General features: G+C 70.5%; 14 protein-coding genes. 9 read left to right on the plus strand and 5 right to left on the minus strand.

All coding sequences use genetic code 11. The features are described 5' to 3' along the window. Positions 1–2: 2 nt before the first annotated feature. Positions 3–1,061 (plus strand): NAD(P)/FAD-dependent oxidoreductase, encoded by a 1,059-nt coding sequence (locus GT755_RS18220; protein WP_161480890.1) that lies wholly within the window; start codon positions 3–5, stop codon positions 1,059–1,061. Between the two features lie 207 nt (positions 1,062–1,268). Continuing rightward, on the plus strand, positions 1,269–4,397 hold the full coding sequence (locus GT755_RS18225) for a glycosyl hydrolase family 95 catalytic domain-containing protein (protein WP_161480891.1): 3,129 nt from the start codon (positions 1,269–1,271) through the stop codon (positions 4,395–4,397). Positions 4,398–4,432: 35 nt separating this feature from the next. Here the strand turns inward: GT755_RS18225 and GT755_RS18230 are convergent, their stop codons facing one another. Next, positions 4,433–5,029, minus strand: coding sequence for a hypothetical protein (locus GT755_RS18230; protein ID WP_161480892.1), 597 nt, complete (start codon positions 5,027–5,029; stop codon positions 4,433–4,435). 147 nt (positions 5,030–5,176) lie between these two features. Between GT755_RS18230 and GT755_RS41175 the strand changes: the two genes are divergently transcribed. Next, positions 5,177–7,174, plus strand: coding sequence for a sensor histidine kinase (locus GT755_RS41175; protein WP_161480893.1), 1,998 nt, complete (start codon positions 5,177–5,179; stop codon positions 7,172–7,174). After that, a complete protein-coding gene (locus GT755_RS18240; protein WP_161480894.1) occupies positions 7,171–7,815 on the plus strand; it encodes a response regulator in 645 nt (214 codons plus the stop codon). The genes GT755_RS41175 and GT755_RS18240 overlap by 4 nt, the downstream gene beginning before the upstream one ends. A 4-nt stretch (positions 7,816–7,819) precedes the next feature. On the opposite strand, the gene GT755_RS18245 is transcribed toward GT755_RS18240, so the two are convergent. Further along, on the minus strand, positions 7,820–8,797 hold the full coding sequence (locus GT755_RS18245; RefSeq protein ID WP_161480895.1) for an aldo/keto reductase: 978 nt from the start codon (positions 8,795–8,797) through the stop codon (positions 7,820–7,822). A 36-nt stretch (positions 8,798–8,833) separates the two neighbouring features. Next, a complete protein-coding gene (locus GT755_RS18250; protein ID WP_161480896.1) occupies positions 8,834–9,463 on the minus strand; it encodes an HAD family hydrolase in 630 nt (209 codons plus the stop codon). 126 nt (positions 9,464–9,589) lie between these two features. On the opposite strand from GT755_RS18250, the gene GT755_RS18255 reads away from it, so the two are divergent. Both GT755_RS18255 and GT755_RS18260 read left to right on the plus strand, forming a co-directional pair. After that, entirely contained in the window at positions 9,590–10,171 is a 582-nt protein-coding gene (locus tag GT755_RS18255; protein ID WP_161480897.1) for an HNH endonuclease family protein, read from the plus strand. A gap of 75 nt (positions 10,172–10,246) precedes the next feature. Continuing rightward, positions 10,247–10,681, plus strand: a complete 435-nt coding sequence (locus GT755_RS18260) for an ester cyclase (protein WP_161480898.1) — start codon at positions 10,247–10,249, stop codon at positions 10,679–10,681. Here the strand turns inward: GT755_RS18260 and GT755_RS18265 are convergent. Next, positions 10,678–11,409 carry a GDSL-type esterase/lipase family protein gene (locus GT755_RS18265; protein WP_161480899.1) on the minus strand — a complete coding sequence of 244 codons (732 nt, stop codon included), beginning with the start codon at positions 11,407–11,409 and terminating at the stop codon, positions 10,678–10,680. The two genes, GT755_RS18260 and GT755_RS18265, sit on opposite strands and share 4 nt — an antisense overlap. A gap of 49 nt (positions 11,410–11,458) precedes the next feature. Here GT755_RS18265 and GT755_RS18270 point away from each other — a divergent pair, with 49 nt between their 5' ends. Beyond that, complete coding sequence (locus GT755_RS18270; protein ID WP_235966842.1) at positions 11,459–12,628, plus strand: cytochrome P450; 1,170 nt, start codon at positions 11,459–11,461, stop codon at positions 12,626–12,628. Between the two features lie 23 nt (positions 12,629–12,651). Here GT755_RS18270 and GT755_RS18275 read toward each other — a convergent pair whose 3' ends face one another. Further along, positions 12,652–13,629 carry a polysaccharide deacetylase family protein gene (locus GT755_RS18275; protein WP_161480900.1) on the minus strand — a complete coding sequence of 326 codons (978 nt, stop codon included), beginning with the start codon at positions 13,627–13,629 and terminating at the stop codon, positions 12,652–12,654. A 179-nt stretch (positions 13,630–13,808) separates the two neighbouring features. Between GT755_RS18275 and GT755_RS18280 the strand changes: the two genes are divergently transcribed. Both GT755_RS18280 and GT755_RS18285 read left to right on the plus strand, forming a co-directional pair. Then, entirely contained in the window at positions 13,809–15,809 is a 2,001-nt protein-coding gene (locus tag GT755_RS18280; RefSeq protein ID WP_161480901.1) for a cellulose binding domain-containing protein, read from the plus strand. A 111-nt stretch (positions 15,810–15,920) separates the two neighbouring features. Further along, a complete protein-coding gene (locus tag GT755_RS18285; RefSeq protein ID WP_161480902.1) occupies positions 15,921–16,202 on the plus strand; it encodes a ribbon-helix-helix domain-containing protein in 282 nt (93 codons plus the stop codon). Positions 16,203–16,215: the final 13 nt, after the last annotated feature.

Consider the following 16,215-nt stretch of genomic DNA (forward strand, 5'->3'; position numbering starts at 1 on the left):
CAATGCAGATCGTGGTGATCGGAGCCGGATACGCGGGCACCTACGCGGCGAACATCCTGGCCAGGAAGACCAAGGCCGACATCACAGTGGTCAACCCGCGTGGCCACTTCGTCGAGCGCGTGCGCCTGCACCAGCGGGTGTCGGGCACCTCCCCGGCGCACGCCCCGCTCACGTCGATGCTGCGCGCCGGGATCACGACCAGGATCGGGACGGTCGAGAAGATCGGCGACGGGCTCGTCACGCTCGACGACGGCGCCTCGCTCGAATTCGACCTCGCGGTGCTGGCCGTCGGCAGCACGGCCCAGCCCATGCCGGGCACCATCCCCGCGGGCACCTGGGAGGGCGCGGAACAGGCGCGCGCCGCGCTCGCCACGCTGCACTCCGGGGCGGTCGTCACGGTGATCGGCGGCGGCCCGACGGGCATCGAGACGGCGGCCGAGATCGCCGCCGCTCGCCCTGATCTGCGGGTCCGCCTCGTGGGCACCGCGGTCGCCGGCGGCTTCGCCGAAGGAGCGCGGCGCCGGGTGCGCGCCGGGCTCGACCGGCTCAAGGTGGAGGTCGTCGAAGACGGCGTCACGGCGGTGGCCGACGGGCAGGTCGTGCTCCGGTCCGGTACGGCTCTCGCCACCGACCTCACCCTGTGGGGCATCGTCTCGGGCGTCCCCGACCTCGCCGCGCGCAGCGGCCTGACCGTCGACGAGGAGGGCCGCCTCGTCGTCGACGAGTTCCTGCGCAGCGTCGACGACCCGCGGGTCTTCGCCGCCGGCGACTGCGCGGCCGTGCCGGGGGCGCGGATGTCCTGCCAGGCCTCGGAGCCCCAGGGCGCCACGGCGGCCCTCAACGTGGCACGGACGATCCAGGGCCGCGAGCTGACCCCGCACGTCGTGCGGTTCGTCGCCGTCTGCGTGAGCCTCGGCCGGGCGGACGCGGTGGCCCAGCTCACCCACTTCGACGACTCTCCTCGCCGGGCCTACCTGGCCGGACGCACCGGGGCGGTGCTCAAGGAGCAGGTCACGCGGGGCACCGTCTTCGGGGCGAAGGCGGGTATCCCGTTCAGATAACTCGAAATACATCCGATCTGTGAGCCGCAACGACGGGATCAACCGGTCAGGAACTCACCGATAGTCGAGGAAACATCGGATGCCAAGCCTTGTTTCAGGGTTGTTTCGATGCTATTTCCTTGACTTGACCCCCCTCACCTGACCGGAGGACCCGTGCGCCGAAGATTATGCACCGCCGGATTGGCGGTGTTCGCCATGGTGGCCGGTATGACCGCTGTCACCCAGACGCAGGCGTCCGCGCTGGCCCTGCCGCCCACCGACGACCTGACCCTCTGGTACAACTCCCCGGCCACCAACTGGGAGACGCAGGCCCTCCCGATCGGCAACGGCCCGCTGGGCGCCAAGGTGTTCGGCGGCGTCGCCTCCGAGCAACTCCAGTTCAACGAGAAGACCCTGTGGACCGGCGGCCCCGGCGCGCAGGGCGGCTACAACCACGGCAACTGGACCTCGCCCCGCCCGGGGGCCATCGACAACATCCAGGCGCAGATCGACCAGCAGGGCCGGATCACTCCTCAGACCGTGGCCAACGCTCTCGGCCAGGGCAAGACGAACTTCGGCTCCTACCAGACCTTCGGCGACCTGTTCCTCGACTTCGCCAACCCGCCCACCAGCACCAGCGAATACCGCCGCGAGCTCAGCCTCCGCGAGGCCATCGCGCGCGTCGGCTACACGGCGGGCGGCGTCGAGTACACCCGCGAGTACTTCGCCAGCAACCCCGGCAACGTGATCGTGGCCCGCATCTCGGCCAATCAGACTGGCCGGGTGTCGTTCACGCTGCGGCACACCTCGCCGCGCAACGACAAGACGGTCACCGCCTCGAACGGGCGGCTCACCATCAAGGGCACGCTGGCCAACAACGGGCTCAAGTTCGAGGGCCAGGTCCAGGTGGTCAACCAGGGCGGCACGCGCACGGACGCCGGTGACCGTGTCACCGTCACCGGCGCCAACAGCGTGCTGCTGGTCCTGTCGGCCGGCACGAACTACTCCGACGTCTACCCGACCTACCGGGGGGCCGACCCGGCCGCCGGGGTCACCTCACGGGTGACGACGGCCGCGGCCAAGAGCTGGGACGAACTGAAGGCCGCCCACCTGGCCGACTACAAGAACCTGTTCGACCGGGTGAAGCTGAACATCGGCCAGACCAACCCGACCGTGCCGACCAACACGCTGCGCGCCAACTACACCGGCGGTTCGTCGACGCAGGACCGGGCGCTGGAGGCGATGTTCTTCGCGTACGGCCGCTACCTGCTCATCTCCTCCTCGCGGGAGAACGACATCCTCCCCGCCAACCTGCAGGGCGTGTGGAACAACGTGGTGAACCCACCGTGGGACGCCGACTACCACGTCAACATCAACCTGCAGATGAACTACTGGCCGGCCGAGCAGACGAACCTCCGCGAGACCACCAGGCCCTACGACCGCTACGTGAACTCGATGGTCGCCCCCGGCCGGGTCACCGCCCAGAACATGTACGGCGCCCGCGGCTGGGTGGTCAACAACGAGACCAACCCCTACGGCTTCACCGGCGTGCACAACTACCCGCAGTCGTTCTGGTTCCCCGAGGCCGCCGCCTGGACGACCCAGCACCTCTACGACAGCTACCGCTTCAACGGCGACGTCAACTACCTGCGTGACACCGCCTACCCGGCGATCAAGGGCGCGGCCGAGTTCTGGCTCGACTTCCTGCACGTCGACCCGCGTGACAACCGCCTGGTGGTCTCGCCGTCGTACTCCCCGGAGAACGGCGACTTCTCGGCCGGCGCGTCGATGTCGCAGCAGATCGTGCGCGAGGTCTTCACCAACGCCCTGGCCGCCGCCCGCACCCTGGGCGTCGACACCGCGCTCCAGAACGAGCTGACCACCGCCCTGTCGCGGCTCGACCCGGGCCTGCGCATCGGCCGCTGGGGCCAGCTCCAGGAGTGGAAGACCGACTGGGACTCCCAGACCGACACCCACCGCCACGTCTCCCACCTGTTCGCGCTGCACCCGAGCAACCAGATCCTTCCGGGCACGGCCGAGGCCGGCGCCGCCCGCGTCTCGCTGAACGCGCGCGGCGACGGCGGCACCGGCTGGTCGAAGGCCTGGAAGATCAACTTCTGGGCACGTCTCCTCGACGGCAACCGCGCCCACAAGCTGCTGTCGGAGCAGCTCAAGTCGTCCACCCTCGACAACCTGTGGGACACCCACCCGCCGTTCCAGATCGACGGCAACTTCGGCGCGACCTCCGGCGTCGCCGAGATGCTCCTGCAGAGCCAGCACGACACCGTGCACGTGCTGCCCGCCCTGCCGTCGACCTGGGCCAACGGCTCGGTGACGGGCCTGAAGGCACGCGGCGACATCACCGTCGACACGACGTGGAAGTCGGGCGCGGCCGAGACGATCACCCTGCGGACCGCCCGGACCAACCCGATCAAGGTCCGCACCGCCGCCGCCACGGGCACCTACGCGGTCAAGGACGAGACCGACGCGACCGTCACCGCCACCCGGACCGGCGACACGCTGAGCTGGAACGCGACCGCCGGGAAGACGTACACGATCAGCTTCACCACGGGCGGCGGCACCACCCAGACCGTCGAGGGGGAGGCGTTCACCTCGCAGTCGGGCGTCCAGCCCGCCGGGCACGCCACCGCCAGCGGCGGCCAGACCGTCGGCTACATCGACAACGGCGACTGGGCGGCCTACTCGCAGGTCAGCACCGCGGGCCTGCGCACCTTCAGCGCCCGGGTCTCCTCGGGCGGCCCCGGCGGCACGATCACGATCAGGGCCGGATCGCCGACCGGGACCGTGCTCGGGTCGGTAGCGGTCGCGCCCACCGGAAGCTGGGACACGTTCACGACCGTGTCGACGACGTTGACCGGGACCGGCTCCGGCCCGCTCCACCTGGTCTTCTCCGGCGGGGCGGGCAGCCTGCTCGACGTCGACACCATCACGGTGTCGACCACCGGCGGCGGCCCCCAGCCGGTGACCGTGCAGGGTGAGGCCTGGACCTCGATGAGCGGCGTGCAGCAGGCCGACCATCCGAGCGCCCAGGGCGGATACTCGGTCGGCTACATCGACAACGGCGACTGGACGGCCTATTCGGGGGTGAACACCTCGGGCCTGCGCAACTTCAGCGCCCGGGTGTCATCGGCCGGGGCCGGCGGCACCATCCAGATCAGGTCGGGCTCGCAGACCGGCACGCTGCTCGGCTCGGTCGCGGTGGCGCCCACGGGCGGCTGGGACACCCACGTGACCGTCTCCACGACGCTGACCGGATCGGCCTCCGGGCCGCTCTACCTGGTCTTCACGGGAGGCGCGGGCTCCCTGTTCGACGTGGACTCCTTCACGGTGTCCTGACGTGAAAGGGGCGTCCCGGGCGGGGCGCCCCTTTCCTACTTCTCCGTACGGACCAGCTCCGGCCGGAAGGCGATGATCAGGCCGAGCGTGGCGTAACCGACCAGCAGGTGCGTCGCGCCGACCACGTCGCCCACCTCCGGGCCCAGGATGCCCATGGCCGGGATCGTCACCACGGCCCAGCTCTCGGCGACCACCGGCCACACGCGGGCCAGGCCGCGCCAGCGCCCGGCGAAGGCGACCTTGATCCCGATCACGAACATGCCGAGCATCGAGAGCGGCCAGAAGACGTCGAGGATCGCCAGCCAGTCGGCGTCGCGCTGGCCGGGCAGGAGGGCGTGCAGCAGGCTCCAGACCATCGCCGGCACCAGCAGCACCCGCTCGACCTGCAACATGCCGCGGGCCAGTCGGCTCGTGCCGGTCGCCCGGGTGCGGATCATGAGGGCCAGCAGGCACATCAGCCCGAACTGGAAGGCCAGCCCGCCGAGGTCGGTGAGCTTCCAGCCCAGGTCGGTGGTCGGCTGGAAGCCGTAGAAGAGGCTGGCGGCCGACCAGACCAGCGCGCCCGACGACAGACCCAGGGCCAGTCTGCGGATGGTGGTCTCGGTCTCGGTGGGGGCGGCGGTGAGGGTCATCGTGCGTCCTTCGTCTCTCGGGAACGACGACCATGCTGCGGATCGGGCGGCCCGGACCGTCAGGGCACGGCGTCCTGTTCCGGTGCCCGGTACAAATGGGACACGAGTCCTAGGGACTTCGCTGACCTGCTGCGGGACACTTTCCTGGTGCGGAAGGTGCTCTTCGCGGTCGCGGTGGCCGCCCTGCCCGCCGCGGCCCTCATCGACGTACGGGTCCCGGCGGCCCATCGCGCCGGGCTGGCCCTCCAGCCGGGCGCGTTCGACGCGCTGGCCGGGATCGCGCTGGCGACGGCCGGAATGGTCGTGCTCGGCAGGTTCCCCCGGCACGCGCTCGGCCGGCTGATGTCGGTGTTCGGCGCCTGGTGGGCGCTCGACGGGCTGGCGTCGTCGTGGCTGGCGTACTCGACGCTCGAAGGACTGCCGGGCGACTCGGCGGCCTTCCTGATCTACCAGCGCTTCGGCGCGGGCCTCCTGCTGCTGTTGCCGCTGCTCCTGCTGCTGTTCCCCGAGGGGAGGCTGCCGACGGGCCGGTGGCGGGCAGTCTCGTATGTCAGCCTGGGCCTGACGAGCCTGCTGCCGCTGGCGTTGGTGGCGGCGCCGTCGCGGATCGCCCAGGCCACCTCCGAACCGGGCCCGATTCCCGCGGCCCTGCGAAGCGTCGACCTCGACCTGCTCTATCTGCCGCTGCCCGACGAGGTCTGGACCGTCGTGTTGCGGGTGGCCCAGCTCTGCGTGCCGCTGAGCCTGGTCGCGCCGTTCGTCGTGGTCGTCCGGCGCTACCGCGCGTCGGCCGGGCTCGACCGGGCGCGGTTGCGCTGGCTGGTCTGGGCGGGCGTGGTCGACCTCATGGTCATGCTGACGTTCCGGCTGCTGCCGGGTTCGTGGACGGCGATCGGCCTCACGGTCGGCGTCGTCCTCACCGCCGCGGCGGTCGCGGTCGGCGTCGTCCGGCCCGACCTGGTCGACGTCGACCGCCTGCTCGGCGGAACCGTCGTGTACGCCCTCCTGCTGGCCCTGACCTTCGTGCTCGACCTGGTCGTGCTGGGCAGCGCCGGGCAGTACCTCGGCTCCCGCCTGAACGACGGCGAACGCCTGGTAATCGCCGTGTTCGCGGTCGCCATCGGCTACGCGCAACTGCGCCACCGGTTGCAGCGGCTGGTCCGCCGCTGGGTCGTGGGCGACCGCGACGACCCCTACCACGTGGTCTCCGGCCTGGCCGAGCGGCTGGAGGCGACCGACGACTCCGAGGCGCAGCTCCTCACGCTGGCCCGCACGGTCAGGCGGGCGTTCCGGACGTCGTACGTCGGCGTCGAGATCACCGACGCGCTCCTGGTCGAAGACGGCGAACGCCCGGCGGAGACCCGGGCGCTGCCCATCGCCTACCGGGGAGAACGCGTCGGCCGGCTGGTGCTGCCCGCCCGGGTCACCCGCCCGACGTCGGGCGACGAACGGCTGCTCGCCGACGTGATCCGCCAGGCCGCGGCGGCGGCGCGGGCCGTCCACCTGGCGGAGGAGCTGCAACGCGGCCGGGAGAGAATCGTCTCGGCCGTCGAGGACGAACGCCGCCGCCTGCGCCGAGAGCTCCACGACGGCCTCGGCCCGACCCTGGCCGCCGTCGCCGCCCGCATCGACATGGCCAGGATCACCGCCCGCCGCTCCGGCGACGACGCCGACCAGATCCTCGGCCAGGCCCGCCAGGAGCTCACCGGCCTGCTCGCCGAGGTCAGACGCCTGGTCCACGGCCTGCGGCCCCCGGCACTCGACGACGTCGGCCTGGTCGGGGCCATCCGCCAGCTCGCCCCCGACCTCACGATGCGGGTGGAGGAACACGGCGACCTGACGGGCCTGCCCGCGGCGGTCGAGGTGGCCGCCTACCGGATCGCCGCCGAGGCCGTCACGAACGTCCGCCGCCACGCCCGCGCCACGACCTGCACGGTGACCCTCATCCGCGCCGACGGCGTCCTGAACGTCGAGATCACCGACGACGGCGTCGGCCTGGGAACGGCCACGACGACCGGCGTGGGCCTGGTGTCCATGCGCGAACGCGCCGCCGAACTCGGCGGCACCTGTGAGATCGCCCCGATGGAGCCGAGAGGGACCCGCGTGCTGACGAGCCTGCCCGCCCGCGACGAGGTGACGGTATGACCATCAGGGTCCTGGTCGTCGACGACCACCCGGTGTTCCGCGAGGGCTTCGCCGCCCTGCTGGGCAGCATCGACGAGATCGACGTCATCGGCACCGCCGCGAACGGCGCCGAAGCGGTGACCCGGGCGGTTCGGGAGGAGCCCGACGTGATCGTCATGGACGTCTCGATGCCCGAGATGGACGGCATCGAGGCCACCCGCCGCGTCCTGGCCGACCGCCCGGAGACCGGCGTGGTCGTCCTGACCATGTCGGAGGAGGACGGCACCATCTTCGACGCCCTCCGCGCCGGCGCCCGCGGCTACCTGCTGAAGGGCGCCGAACCCGACGAGGTCGTGCGCGCCATCACGACGGTGGCCGGGGGAGGCGTCGTCTTCGGCGCCGTCCTCGCCGGCCGCATCGCCGACTTCCTCGCCCCGCGCCCCCCGGCCACCTCGGGCGAGACCTTCCCGACCCTGACGGCCCGGGAGCACGAGATCCTCGACCTGGTGGCCGCCGGCCTGTCGAACGGCCAGATCGCCGCCCGCCTCTTCCTGTCCCAGAAGACCGTCCGCAACCACGTGTACGCGGTCATGGGCAAACTCCAGGCGGCCGACCGTGCCGAGGCCATCATCCGAGCGAGAGACGCCGGCCTCGGCCGCTAGCCGGCTACCAGCGGTTCCCGATCTGGGGAGCGATCAGTTCGTCGTAGATCTCGTTGACCGCGGCCAGGGTCTCGCCGCTCAGGGGTGCGAGGTCGGCGGCGGCGCTGTTCGAGCGGGCCTGGCCCGGGTTGCTGGCGCCCGGGATGATAGCGCTCACACCCGGCTGGTCGATGATCCAGCGCAGGGCGAACTGGGCCATCGTGGCGCCCTCGGGGACCAGCGGGGCCAGGCGGCGGACCGCTTCCAGGCCCGTCTCGAAATCGACGCCCGAGAACGTCTCGCCGACGTCGAAGGCCGCGCCGTGGCGGTTGTAGTTGCGGTGGTCGTTCTCCGGGAAGGTCGTGGCGGTGTCGTACCGGCCGGAGAGGAGGCCGCTCGCCAGCGGGACCCGGGCGATGATGCCGACCCCGGCCTCGCGGGCGGCGGGCAGCACCTCCGCGAGCGGGCCGAGGCGCAGCATGTTCAGGATGATCTGCACGCTGGCCACGCCCGGACGGGCGATCGCCTTCAGGGCCTCCTCGCGGGTCTCCACGCTGACCGCGTAGTTCTTCATGCGGCCCTCGGCGACCATGGTGTCGAGCGCGTCGAAGACCTCGTCGCTCGAGTAGACCGGCGTGGGCGGGCAGTGCAGCTGGACCAGGTCGAGGGTGTCGACGCCCAGGTTCTGCCGCGACCGGTCGTTCCAGGCGCGGAAGTTGTCGAGGTTGTAGTTCTCGGGGGTCTGCTCGACCCGGCGGCCCATCTTGGTCGCCACCAGGATGTCGGGGTGGTCCTTGATGAAGCGGCCGATGAACTGCTCGCTGCGGCCGTCGCCGTAGACGTCGGCGGTGTCGAAGAAGTCGACGCCCGTCTCTACGGCGGTCTCCAGGACGGCGAAGGCGGTCTCCTCGCTGACGTCGCCCCAGTCGGCGCCGAGCTGCCAGGTGCCGAGGCCGACCACGGACACGTCACGGCCGGTCCGGCCGAGTCTGCGGTGTTCCACGTCTTTCCTTCCATAGTGGAATCTGCAGGTCCGAGACTAGTCACCCGAGATCAGGGCTTCCGACTCCAGGACGTCGGCGACGACGTGGTCGGCCCCGGAGCCGTGCGGTTCCCGGGTGATCCAGATCGTGCGCAGCCCGGCCGCCCGGCCGCCCTCGATGTCGGCGGCGTGGTTGTCGCCCACCATCCAGCCGCCGCCCGCCAGGGGCAGGCCGCACCGCTTGGCGGCGATCTCGAAGAGGGCCACGTCGGGTTTCCTGATCCCCTCGACCCCGGCCACGGCGAACCCGTCGACCGCGTCGGCCAGCCCGGTGGCGCGGAGTTTGCCGAGCTGGTTGTCGGCCATGCCGTTGGCCACGATCCCGACCTTCCACCCGGCGGCCCGCAGCCGGGCCAGCATGGCCAGCACCTCAGGCCGGCACTCGACCAACTCCGGCATCCGGGCCCGGTAGGCGGCCCAAAGTTCCTCGGCGGACGGGGCGAGGTCGAAGTGATACTTGATCCACCGGAACATCAGGTCCCGGTGGGGGATGTCCAGATCGAGCAGCCACCGCACCCCGTCGTCACCCAGGCCGTGGATTCCGGCGAACTCGGCGGCCCAGGCGCCGAACGCCCCGTCGAGATCGATGAGCGTGTTGTCCATGTCGAACAGGACCAGCCGTTGCACGCGGCCGACTCTATAGAGGTTCATGACCGCGCGACTCGCCGCGAGGTCATGGCAACGGCGACCTGGTGACGTCATGATCACGTTCGCCGGACCACGGGGGCCCGGCGGGAACGTGAGGAATGACCGATGAGCTGGGTTCTGGCCGCCTTTCTGCTGGCCGAGGTGCCGGGGGTGCCGACCGTCGCCGAGGCGCTCGACCGATTGGAGACGCTGGAGGTCGCCGAGGAGCGGAACGCGTCCACCTATGACCGGGTGCTGTTCCCCCACTGGTCGACCGTGGCGGGCACCTGCAACACCCGTGAGACCGTGCTCCGGCGCGACGGGGTCGGCGTCGTCACCGACGAGGCCTGCCGGGCGGTGTCCGGCACGTGGCACAGCCCGTACGACGGCGCGATCTGGACCATGGCCGCCGACGTGGACATCGACCACATGGTCCCGCTCAAGGAGGCGTGGCGGTCGGGGGCCTGGGCGTGGACGACCGAGAAGCGGCGCCGGTTCGCCAACGATCTGGACGGGCCGCAGCTCTGGGCGGTGACCGACAACGTCAACCAGGCCAAGGGCGACAAGGACCCCTCGGATTGGAAACCGCCGCTGCGGGACTTCCAGTGCGTGTACGCGAAGTCCTGGATCGCCGTCAAGCACGCGTACACGCTGACTTTGCAGGCCGAGGAGAAGACGGCGCTCCTGGACATGCTGCTCACCTGCTGAGGCAACGACTCGGAAAAATGCCTTCAAACCGCCACGAACAGGTTGTTAGTTTCGGCAGAAAGGGGGGTGGTTGTGTTGACCAGTGCCCGGGAGGTCAAAGACCGCTGCATCGAGGCCTACAACCGGCACGACATCGGCGCGATGTTGCGGGAGTTCTCGCCCGCGGGTGTCCTGGTCACGCCGACGGGCATCCAGGAGGGCCGGGAGCAGGTCGCCTGGTACTACGCCCACTGGTTCGCGGCGTTCTCGGATCTGAAGGTGACCGCGTGGATGTTGCCGACGTCCTGCGACCCGGCCGTCACCGAGTTCACGATCACCGGCACCCATGACGGGCCGTTCCTGCTCGTCGACGGAGCGGAACTGCCCGCCACGGGGCGGCGGATCGCGCTGCGCGGGGTGTCGGTCTGCACGATCGAGGACGGCCTGATCGTCACCGACCGCGACTACTACGACCAGCTGGAGCTCTACAGCCAGCTCGGGCTGCCGGTGGGCGTGGGGGTCTCTTCCTAGACCGCCGGGGCGGGTTTGCGCGCCTCGACGACCACGGGGAACGGCCGGGGATAGGGGGCGCCCACGCCGAACTGGCCCGCGAGGGTGTCGGCGAAGGCGGCCGCGATGCGCAGTTCGCCCTGGCCGTTGGGGTGGGTGCCGTCCCAGGTGTGGGCCGAGGCGACGAACTCGGCGTGGGTGGCGGCGATGACGATCGGGGAGCGCGCGGTCGTCATGTCGCCGGCGGTGAGGATCAACCGGCGGTTGAACTCCGACACGCGCGCGTTGAACTCGGGGTCGACGGACGCCCGGTGGGTGTCGAGGACCGTGCCCAGGACGATCTTCACGTCGTGGTTGCCGGTTCTGGCGTTGGAGATGAAGGCCCGCAGGTTGGCCTCGTTCTGGTCGGCGGAGTGGCCGTACCAGAAGAGGTCGTTGATCCCCAGCAGGACCAGCAGGTATTCGGGCCGGTGGGCGGCCACCTTCTGGGCGATCTCCGCCATCTCCAGGCAGTAGGGGCGGCCCCACTGGGCGTTGTGGTCGGGGTCGAAGTCGGGGTCGGCGTAGGCGTCGTCGCCGTCGCCGGGCTCGGGGGTGGCGATGGCGTCGAGGTCGTTGCGGGGGCCGACGAAGTCGAGGGTGACGCCGTGGTTCTTGAGGTGCTTGAACAGCCGGTAGCGCCAGGTCCAGTCGCCGCTGCTGCCGTGGCTGATGGAGTCGCCGACGATCATCAAGGTGACAACGCTCATAATCACTGAATGTAGCTGTATGAACACGGTTCGTCATTCAGGAGTTGTCATGCTGCCGCTGCACATGCGCCGTCAGGAGTTCGACCCGCACCCCGATCTGACCGGGCTGATCCACCAAGAGGGGCTCGCCCGGGTCCCGACGCTCTACGGCGGACCGGAGGCGTGGCTGGTCACCCGCTACGACGAGGTGCGCGACGTGCTGCGCGACCCCGAGACGTTCAGCAACGCGCTCAGCCTCAACCTGCGCTTCCCCGACCTGCCGGAGCCGACCCCGGAGGAGGAGGTCCAGATGCGCGCGGGCGCGATGCTCATGATGGACCCGCCCGAACACACCCGGCTGCGGCGGATGCTGACGCCCGAGTTCACGATGCGGCGCATCCGCCGCCTGGAGCCTCGGGTGACGGAGATCGTGCACGACCATCTCGACGCGATGGAGGCCAAGGGGCCGCCGGCCGACCTGGTCACCGACTTCGCCATGCCGGTTCCCTCGCTGGTCATCTGCGAACTGCTGGGCGTGCCCTACCAGGACCGGGCGGCCTTCCAGGAACGGACCGCCACGATGATGGACATCGCCTGCCCGCCCGAGAAGCGGCTCGCCGCGCAGCGGGAGGCCCGCGACTACATGGCCGACCTGGTCGCGCGGCACACCGCGACCCCCGGCGACGACCTGCTCGGCATGCTCATCCGGGAACACGACCTGGAGATCGACGAGCTCATCGGGATCGGCGGGCTGCTGCTGATCGCGGGCCACGAGACGACTGCCAACATGCTCGGACTGGGCACGCTCGCCCTGCTCCGCAACCCCGACCAGCTCGCCGGCTTGCCCGACGACGTCGACGGCGCGGTCGAGGAGCTGCTGCGTTACCTCAGCATCCTGCACGCCGGGGTGGCCAAGGTCGCCACCCGCGACGTCGAGCTCTCCGGCACGAAGATCCGCGAGGGCGACGTCGTGGTGGTCTCGCTCCCGGCCGCCAACCGCGACCCCGCCTTCGCCGAGCACCCCGACCGGCTCGACATCGGCCGGGAGAACCACGCGCACGTCGCCTTCGGCTACGGCGCGCACCACTGCCTGGGCGCGCCGCTGGCGCGCATGGAGATGCGCATCGCCTACCCCGCGCTGTTCGCCCGGTTCCCGGGCCTGCGCGAGACCGGGCCGGGCGCGGTGTTCCGGTCGCACCACTTCGTGTACGGGCTCTCGACGCTTCCCGTCGCCTGGTAGGCGGCGCCGAGAGCCCGAAACTTTCAGCCCACCCGGCAGGAGACGGTCGGCCAGGTGCTGTTGCCGTTGCGCATGATCGTCACGCCCCAGTTGTTGCCGCTGCCGTTCGGGCGTGCGGTCAGCGTCTGGGCGTTGGGGTAGCTCGCGGAGATGTTCCACGTCGAGCTGATCTTCGAAGGCGACGGTACGTTCATCGTCACCGTCCAGTTGTTCGAGCCGGTGACCGAGACGTTCAGGTTGTAGCGGTCACTCCACGACTGGCCCGCCGAGAGGCTGGCCGTGCACGAGCCCCCGCCGCCGGTCGGGGTGACGGTCGGCGTGGGGTTCGGGCTGGGGTTTCCGCCGGTCGGGGCCACCGCGCGGCCGGTGGAGGTGGAGATCATGCCGGCGCAGAGGTTGCGGCTGGCCAGGTTCTGGGCGATCTGCGGGATGGCGTTCACGGTGGTGGCGTAGCCGTCGTGCATGAGGATGACCTGGCCGTTCTGCAGGCGGCCGGCCGCCTGGACGATGGCCGAGGTGCTGGCGCCGTTCCAGTCCTGGGAATCGACGTCCCATAGCACCTCGGTCAGGCCGAGCTGCTGCGCGATCGAGCGCACGGTCGCATTGGTCTCGCCGTAGGGCGGGCGGAACAGGCGCGGGGCGGTGCCGGTGGCCGACTGGATGGCGGTCTGGGTGCGGGAGAGTTCCGACTGGATCTGCGAGCTGCTCATCTGGGTCAGGTGCGGATGAGTGTAGCTGTGGTTCGCGACCCACATCCCGGCGTTGACCTGGGCGCGGACCAACGCGGGGTTGGCGGCGGCGTTCTGGCCGGTGTTGAACATGGTGGCCCGGAGGCCGGCGTTGCGCAGCGCGTTCAGCAGGGTGTTGGTGTTGCCTCCTGGGCCGTCGTCGTAGGTCAGGCCGACGTAGCCGGCGCTGCAGTCGGCGGCCTTCGCCGGGACGGAGACGAGCGCTCCGGCCAGGGCGACTGCCGCGGTGATCAGGATGGTTCTCAGACGCATCGCGAAACCTCCGGGTGGCGTGCGGTTACCGACGCATTCTGAGAACGTGTCCCGAAAATTGTCAATGTGTAACAGAAAGTTTCGGGGCTTGACGGGAGCGGGACGTCCGACGCACGATCATCGTGCCTTCTGGTCAGGAGGAGGCTTTCCGTTCACCGCTCCCGAGCCAGGTGTTTGTGATGCCGAAAATCCTCCTGCGCGCCGCGTCCCTGCTGGTGCTGGCGCCGCTCCTCACTCCGACCGCCGCCCACGCCGACCCGCCCGCGCCCGTCCCGGTGACCGTGAACGCCAGGGCCGGGCTCGCCGTCGTACCCGAAACCGGAATCGGCGCCAACCACGCCATCTGGGACACCACCCTGGGTTCCAACGAGACCGCCGACCTGCTCAAGGACGCCGGGGTGCAGCTCGTGCGCTACCCCGGCGGGTCCTACTCGGACATCTACCACTGGGAGACGCACACCGCCCCCGGCGGCTACGTCGCGCCCAACACCGACTTCGACACGTTCATGGCGGGCGCCCGGCGGACCGGCGCGGTGCCGATGATCACCGCGAACTACGGCACCGGCACCGCCGAGGAGGCCGCGGGCTGGGTCGAGTACGCCAACGTCACCAAGGGCTACGGCGTCAAGTACTGGGAGATCGGCAACGAGAACTACGGCAACGGCCGCTACGGCACCCCCTGGGAGGCCGACAACCGTGCGGACAAGAGCCCGGCCGAGTACGCCCGCCAGGTGGTCGCCTACGCCGACGCCATGAAGGCCGTCGACCCGACCATCAAGATCGGCGCCGTGCTGACCACGCCGGGCGAGTGGCCCGACGCCATCACGGCCTCCGGCGACGCCGGGCCGTGGAACCAGGTCGTCCTCACCAACGCCGCCGCGAAGATCGACTTCGTCATCCTGCACTGGTACCCGGGCGCGACCAACCGCACCGACCGCATCGCCGACATGGTCCAGCTCGCCAAGGAGCAGGTCGCCAGATACACCGGCCGCTCCGACATCGGCATCGCCATGACCGAGTTCAACACCGGCAGCAGCGCCAACGGCGCGACCACCCAGCCCGGCGCGGTCGCCGCCGCCGACTCCTACGCCCAGCTGCTGGCGGCCGGGGTGTTCTCGGTCGACTGGTGGAACGTCCACAACGGCATCGGCGCGATCAGCCAGGTCGCCGGCCACACCGACTACGGCGACTTCGGCCTGCTGTCGAGCGCCGGCTGCACCAGCGACGGCACCGTCTGCGAACCGGCGTTCAACACCCCCTTCGCCCCCTACTTCGCCCTCCAGATGATGAGCAGATTCGTCCGCCCCGGCGACCAGTTCGTGAAGGCGACGAGCGGCGACCCCGCCGTCGTCGCGCACGCCGCCCGCCGCACCAACGGCGATCTGGCGGTCATGCTGCTCAACACCTCCCACGACACCGCCCACACGGTCAGCCTCGGCTACCAGGGCTTCACCCCGTCGGCCGCCGCCCCCACGGGCTGGCTGCACACCAACGGCGCGACCGCGTTGTCCCCCACGCCCTCCACGACCCTGGCCCCGCTGTCGATGACGACCTTCGTGGTCAAGGCGTCGTCGAACCCGTCCGGCCTGCCGGGACGCCCCGGCCAGCCGGTCGTCTCCGCCGTCACCGGCACCACCGCCACCGTCACCTGGCCCGCCGCCACGGCCGGATCCCGGCCGATCAGCAAGTACGAGCTCCACAACCAGGCCGGCGGCCAGCTCGGCGAGACCACCGGCACCACCCTAAACCTGACCAACCTGACCCCGAACACCCGCTACGTCCTCAACGTGATCACCCGCGACGCCGGCGGCGGCACCTCCCGCCCGTCGGTCCCGCTGGTCTTCACCACCGGCAACCCCGCTCCGGGCGGCTGCAAGGTGACCTTCACCGACGCGTCGAACTGGGGCAACGGCTACGTCGGCTCGCTCGACGTCACCAACCTCGGCGACCCGATCGACGGCTGGACCCTGACGTTCACCTGGCCCCGCCACTGGCAGAGCCTCGGAAGCGGCTGGAACGGGACGTGGACCCAGTCGGGCCAGACCGTGACGGTGACCAACGCCGACTTCAACAAGACCATGGCGACGGGCAGCACGATCAACATCGGGTACGTGGGGAACTACTCCGGCCCGAACGTCTACCCGACCGGCTTCAAGCTCAACGGCCGCGTCTGCGGCTGACCCCCGGCGACCTGGGCCGCCCGGTTCTCCGGGCGGCCCAGTCTGAATCGGCGAAACGGCGTCTCCCCGGAAATCGGGGGTGACCATCCATCGCCAAAGTATGATTTTCGTATGAGCGAAACGAAGAAGCGGATCACCGTCACGGTGGATCACGCGCTCAACGACTTCGCCGAGCGCATGGTCGAGACCGGACGCGCCGCGTCGGTCAGCGCGGTCGTCTCGACGGCTCTGGCCGCCCTGCACGCCCGGGAGCTGCGGGGGGCCAAGGCGTGGCAGGACAAGCTCGACGAGGCCGCCGCCGACCCGACCGTCCGGGAGAAGGTCGACCGGATGATGGCCTCGGTGCACCGCCAGCTTCGTGAGCAGGGACTCCCTGGCCCCGGTGCCGCGTGACCCACGTCCCGAC

The sequence above is a fragment of the Herbidospora solisilvae genome, assembly GCF_009901565.1.
GTDB classification, from domain to species: Bacteria; Actinomycetota; Actinomycetes; order Streptosporangiales; family Streptosporangiaceae; genus Herbidospora; species Herbidospora solisilvae.

What these genes read in the sequence shown, in the direction of transcription:
- GT755_RS18230 (WP_161480892.1), bottom strand. Translation starts at nt 5,029, where the DNA reads ATGACCCTCACCGCCGCCCCCACCGAGACCGAGACCACCATCCGCAGA.
- GT755_RS18240 (WP_161480894.1), top strand. Translation starts at nt 7,171, where the DNA reads ATGACCATCAGGGTCCTGGTCGTCGACGACCACCCGGTGTTCCGCGAG.
- GT755_RS18225 (WP_161480891.1), top strand. Translation starts at nt 1,269, where the DNA reads ATGACCGCTGTCACCCAGACGCAGGCGTCCGCGCTGGCCCTGCCGCCC.
- GT755_RS18270 (WP_235966842.1), top strand. Translation starts at nt 11,459, where the DNA reads ATGCTGCCGCTGCACATGCGCCGTCAGGAGTTCGACCCGCACCCCGAT.
- GT755_RS18255 (WP_161480897.1), top strand. Translation starts at nt 9,590, where the DNA reads ATGAGCTGGGTTCTGGCCGCCTTTCTGCTGGCCGAGGTGCCGGGGGTG.
- GT755_RS18220 (WP_161480890.1), top strand. Translation starts at nt 3, where the DNA reads ATGCAGATCGTGGTGATCGGAGCCGGATACGCGGGCACCTACGCGGCG.
- GT755_RS18265 (WP_161480899.1), bottom strand. Translation starts at nt 11,409, where the DNA reads ATGAGCGTTGTCACCTTGATGATCGTCGGCGACTCCATCAGCCACGGC.
- GT755_RS18285 (WP_161480902.1), top strand. Translation starts at nt 15,921, where the DNA reads ATGAGCGAAACGAAGAAGCGGATCACCGTCACGGTGGATCACGCGCTC.
- GT755_RS18280 (WP_161480901.1), top strand. Translation starts at nt 13,809, where the DNA reads ATGCCGAAAATCCTCCTGCGCGCCGCGTCCCTGCTGGTGCTGGCGCCG.
- GT755_RS18275 (WP_161480900.1), bottom strand. Translation starts at nt 13,629, where the DNA reads ATGCGTCTGAGAACCATCCTGATCACCGCGGCAGTCGCCCTGGCCGGA.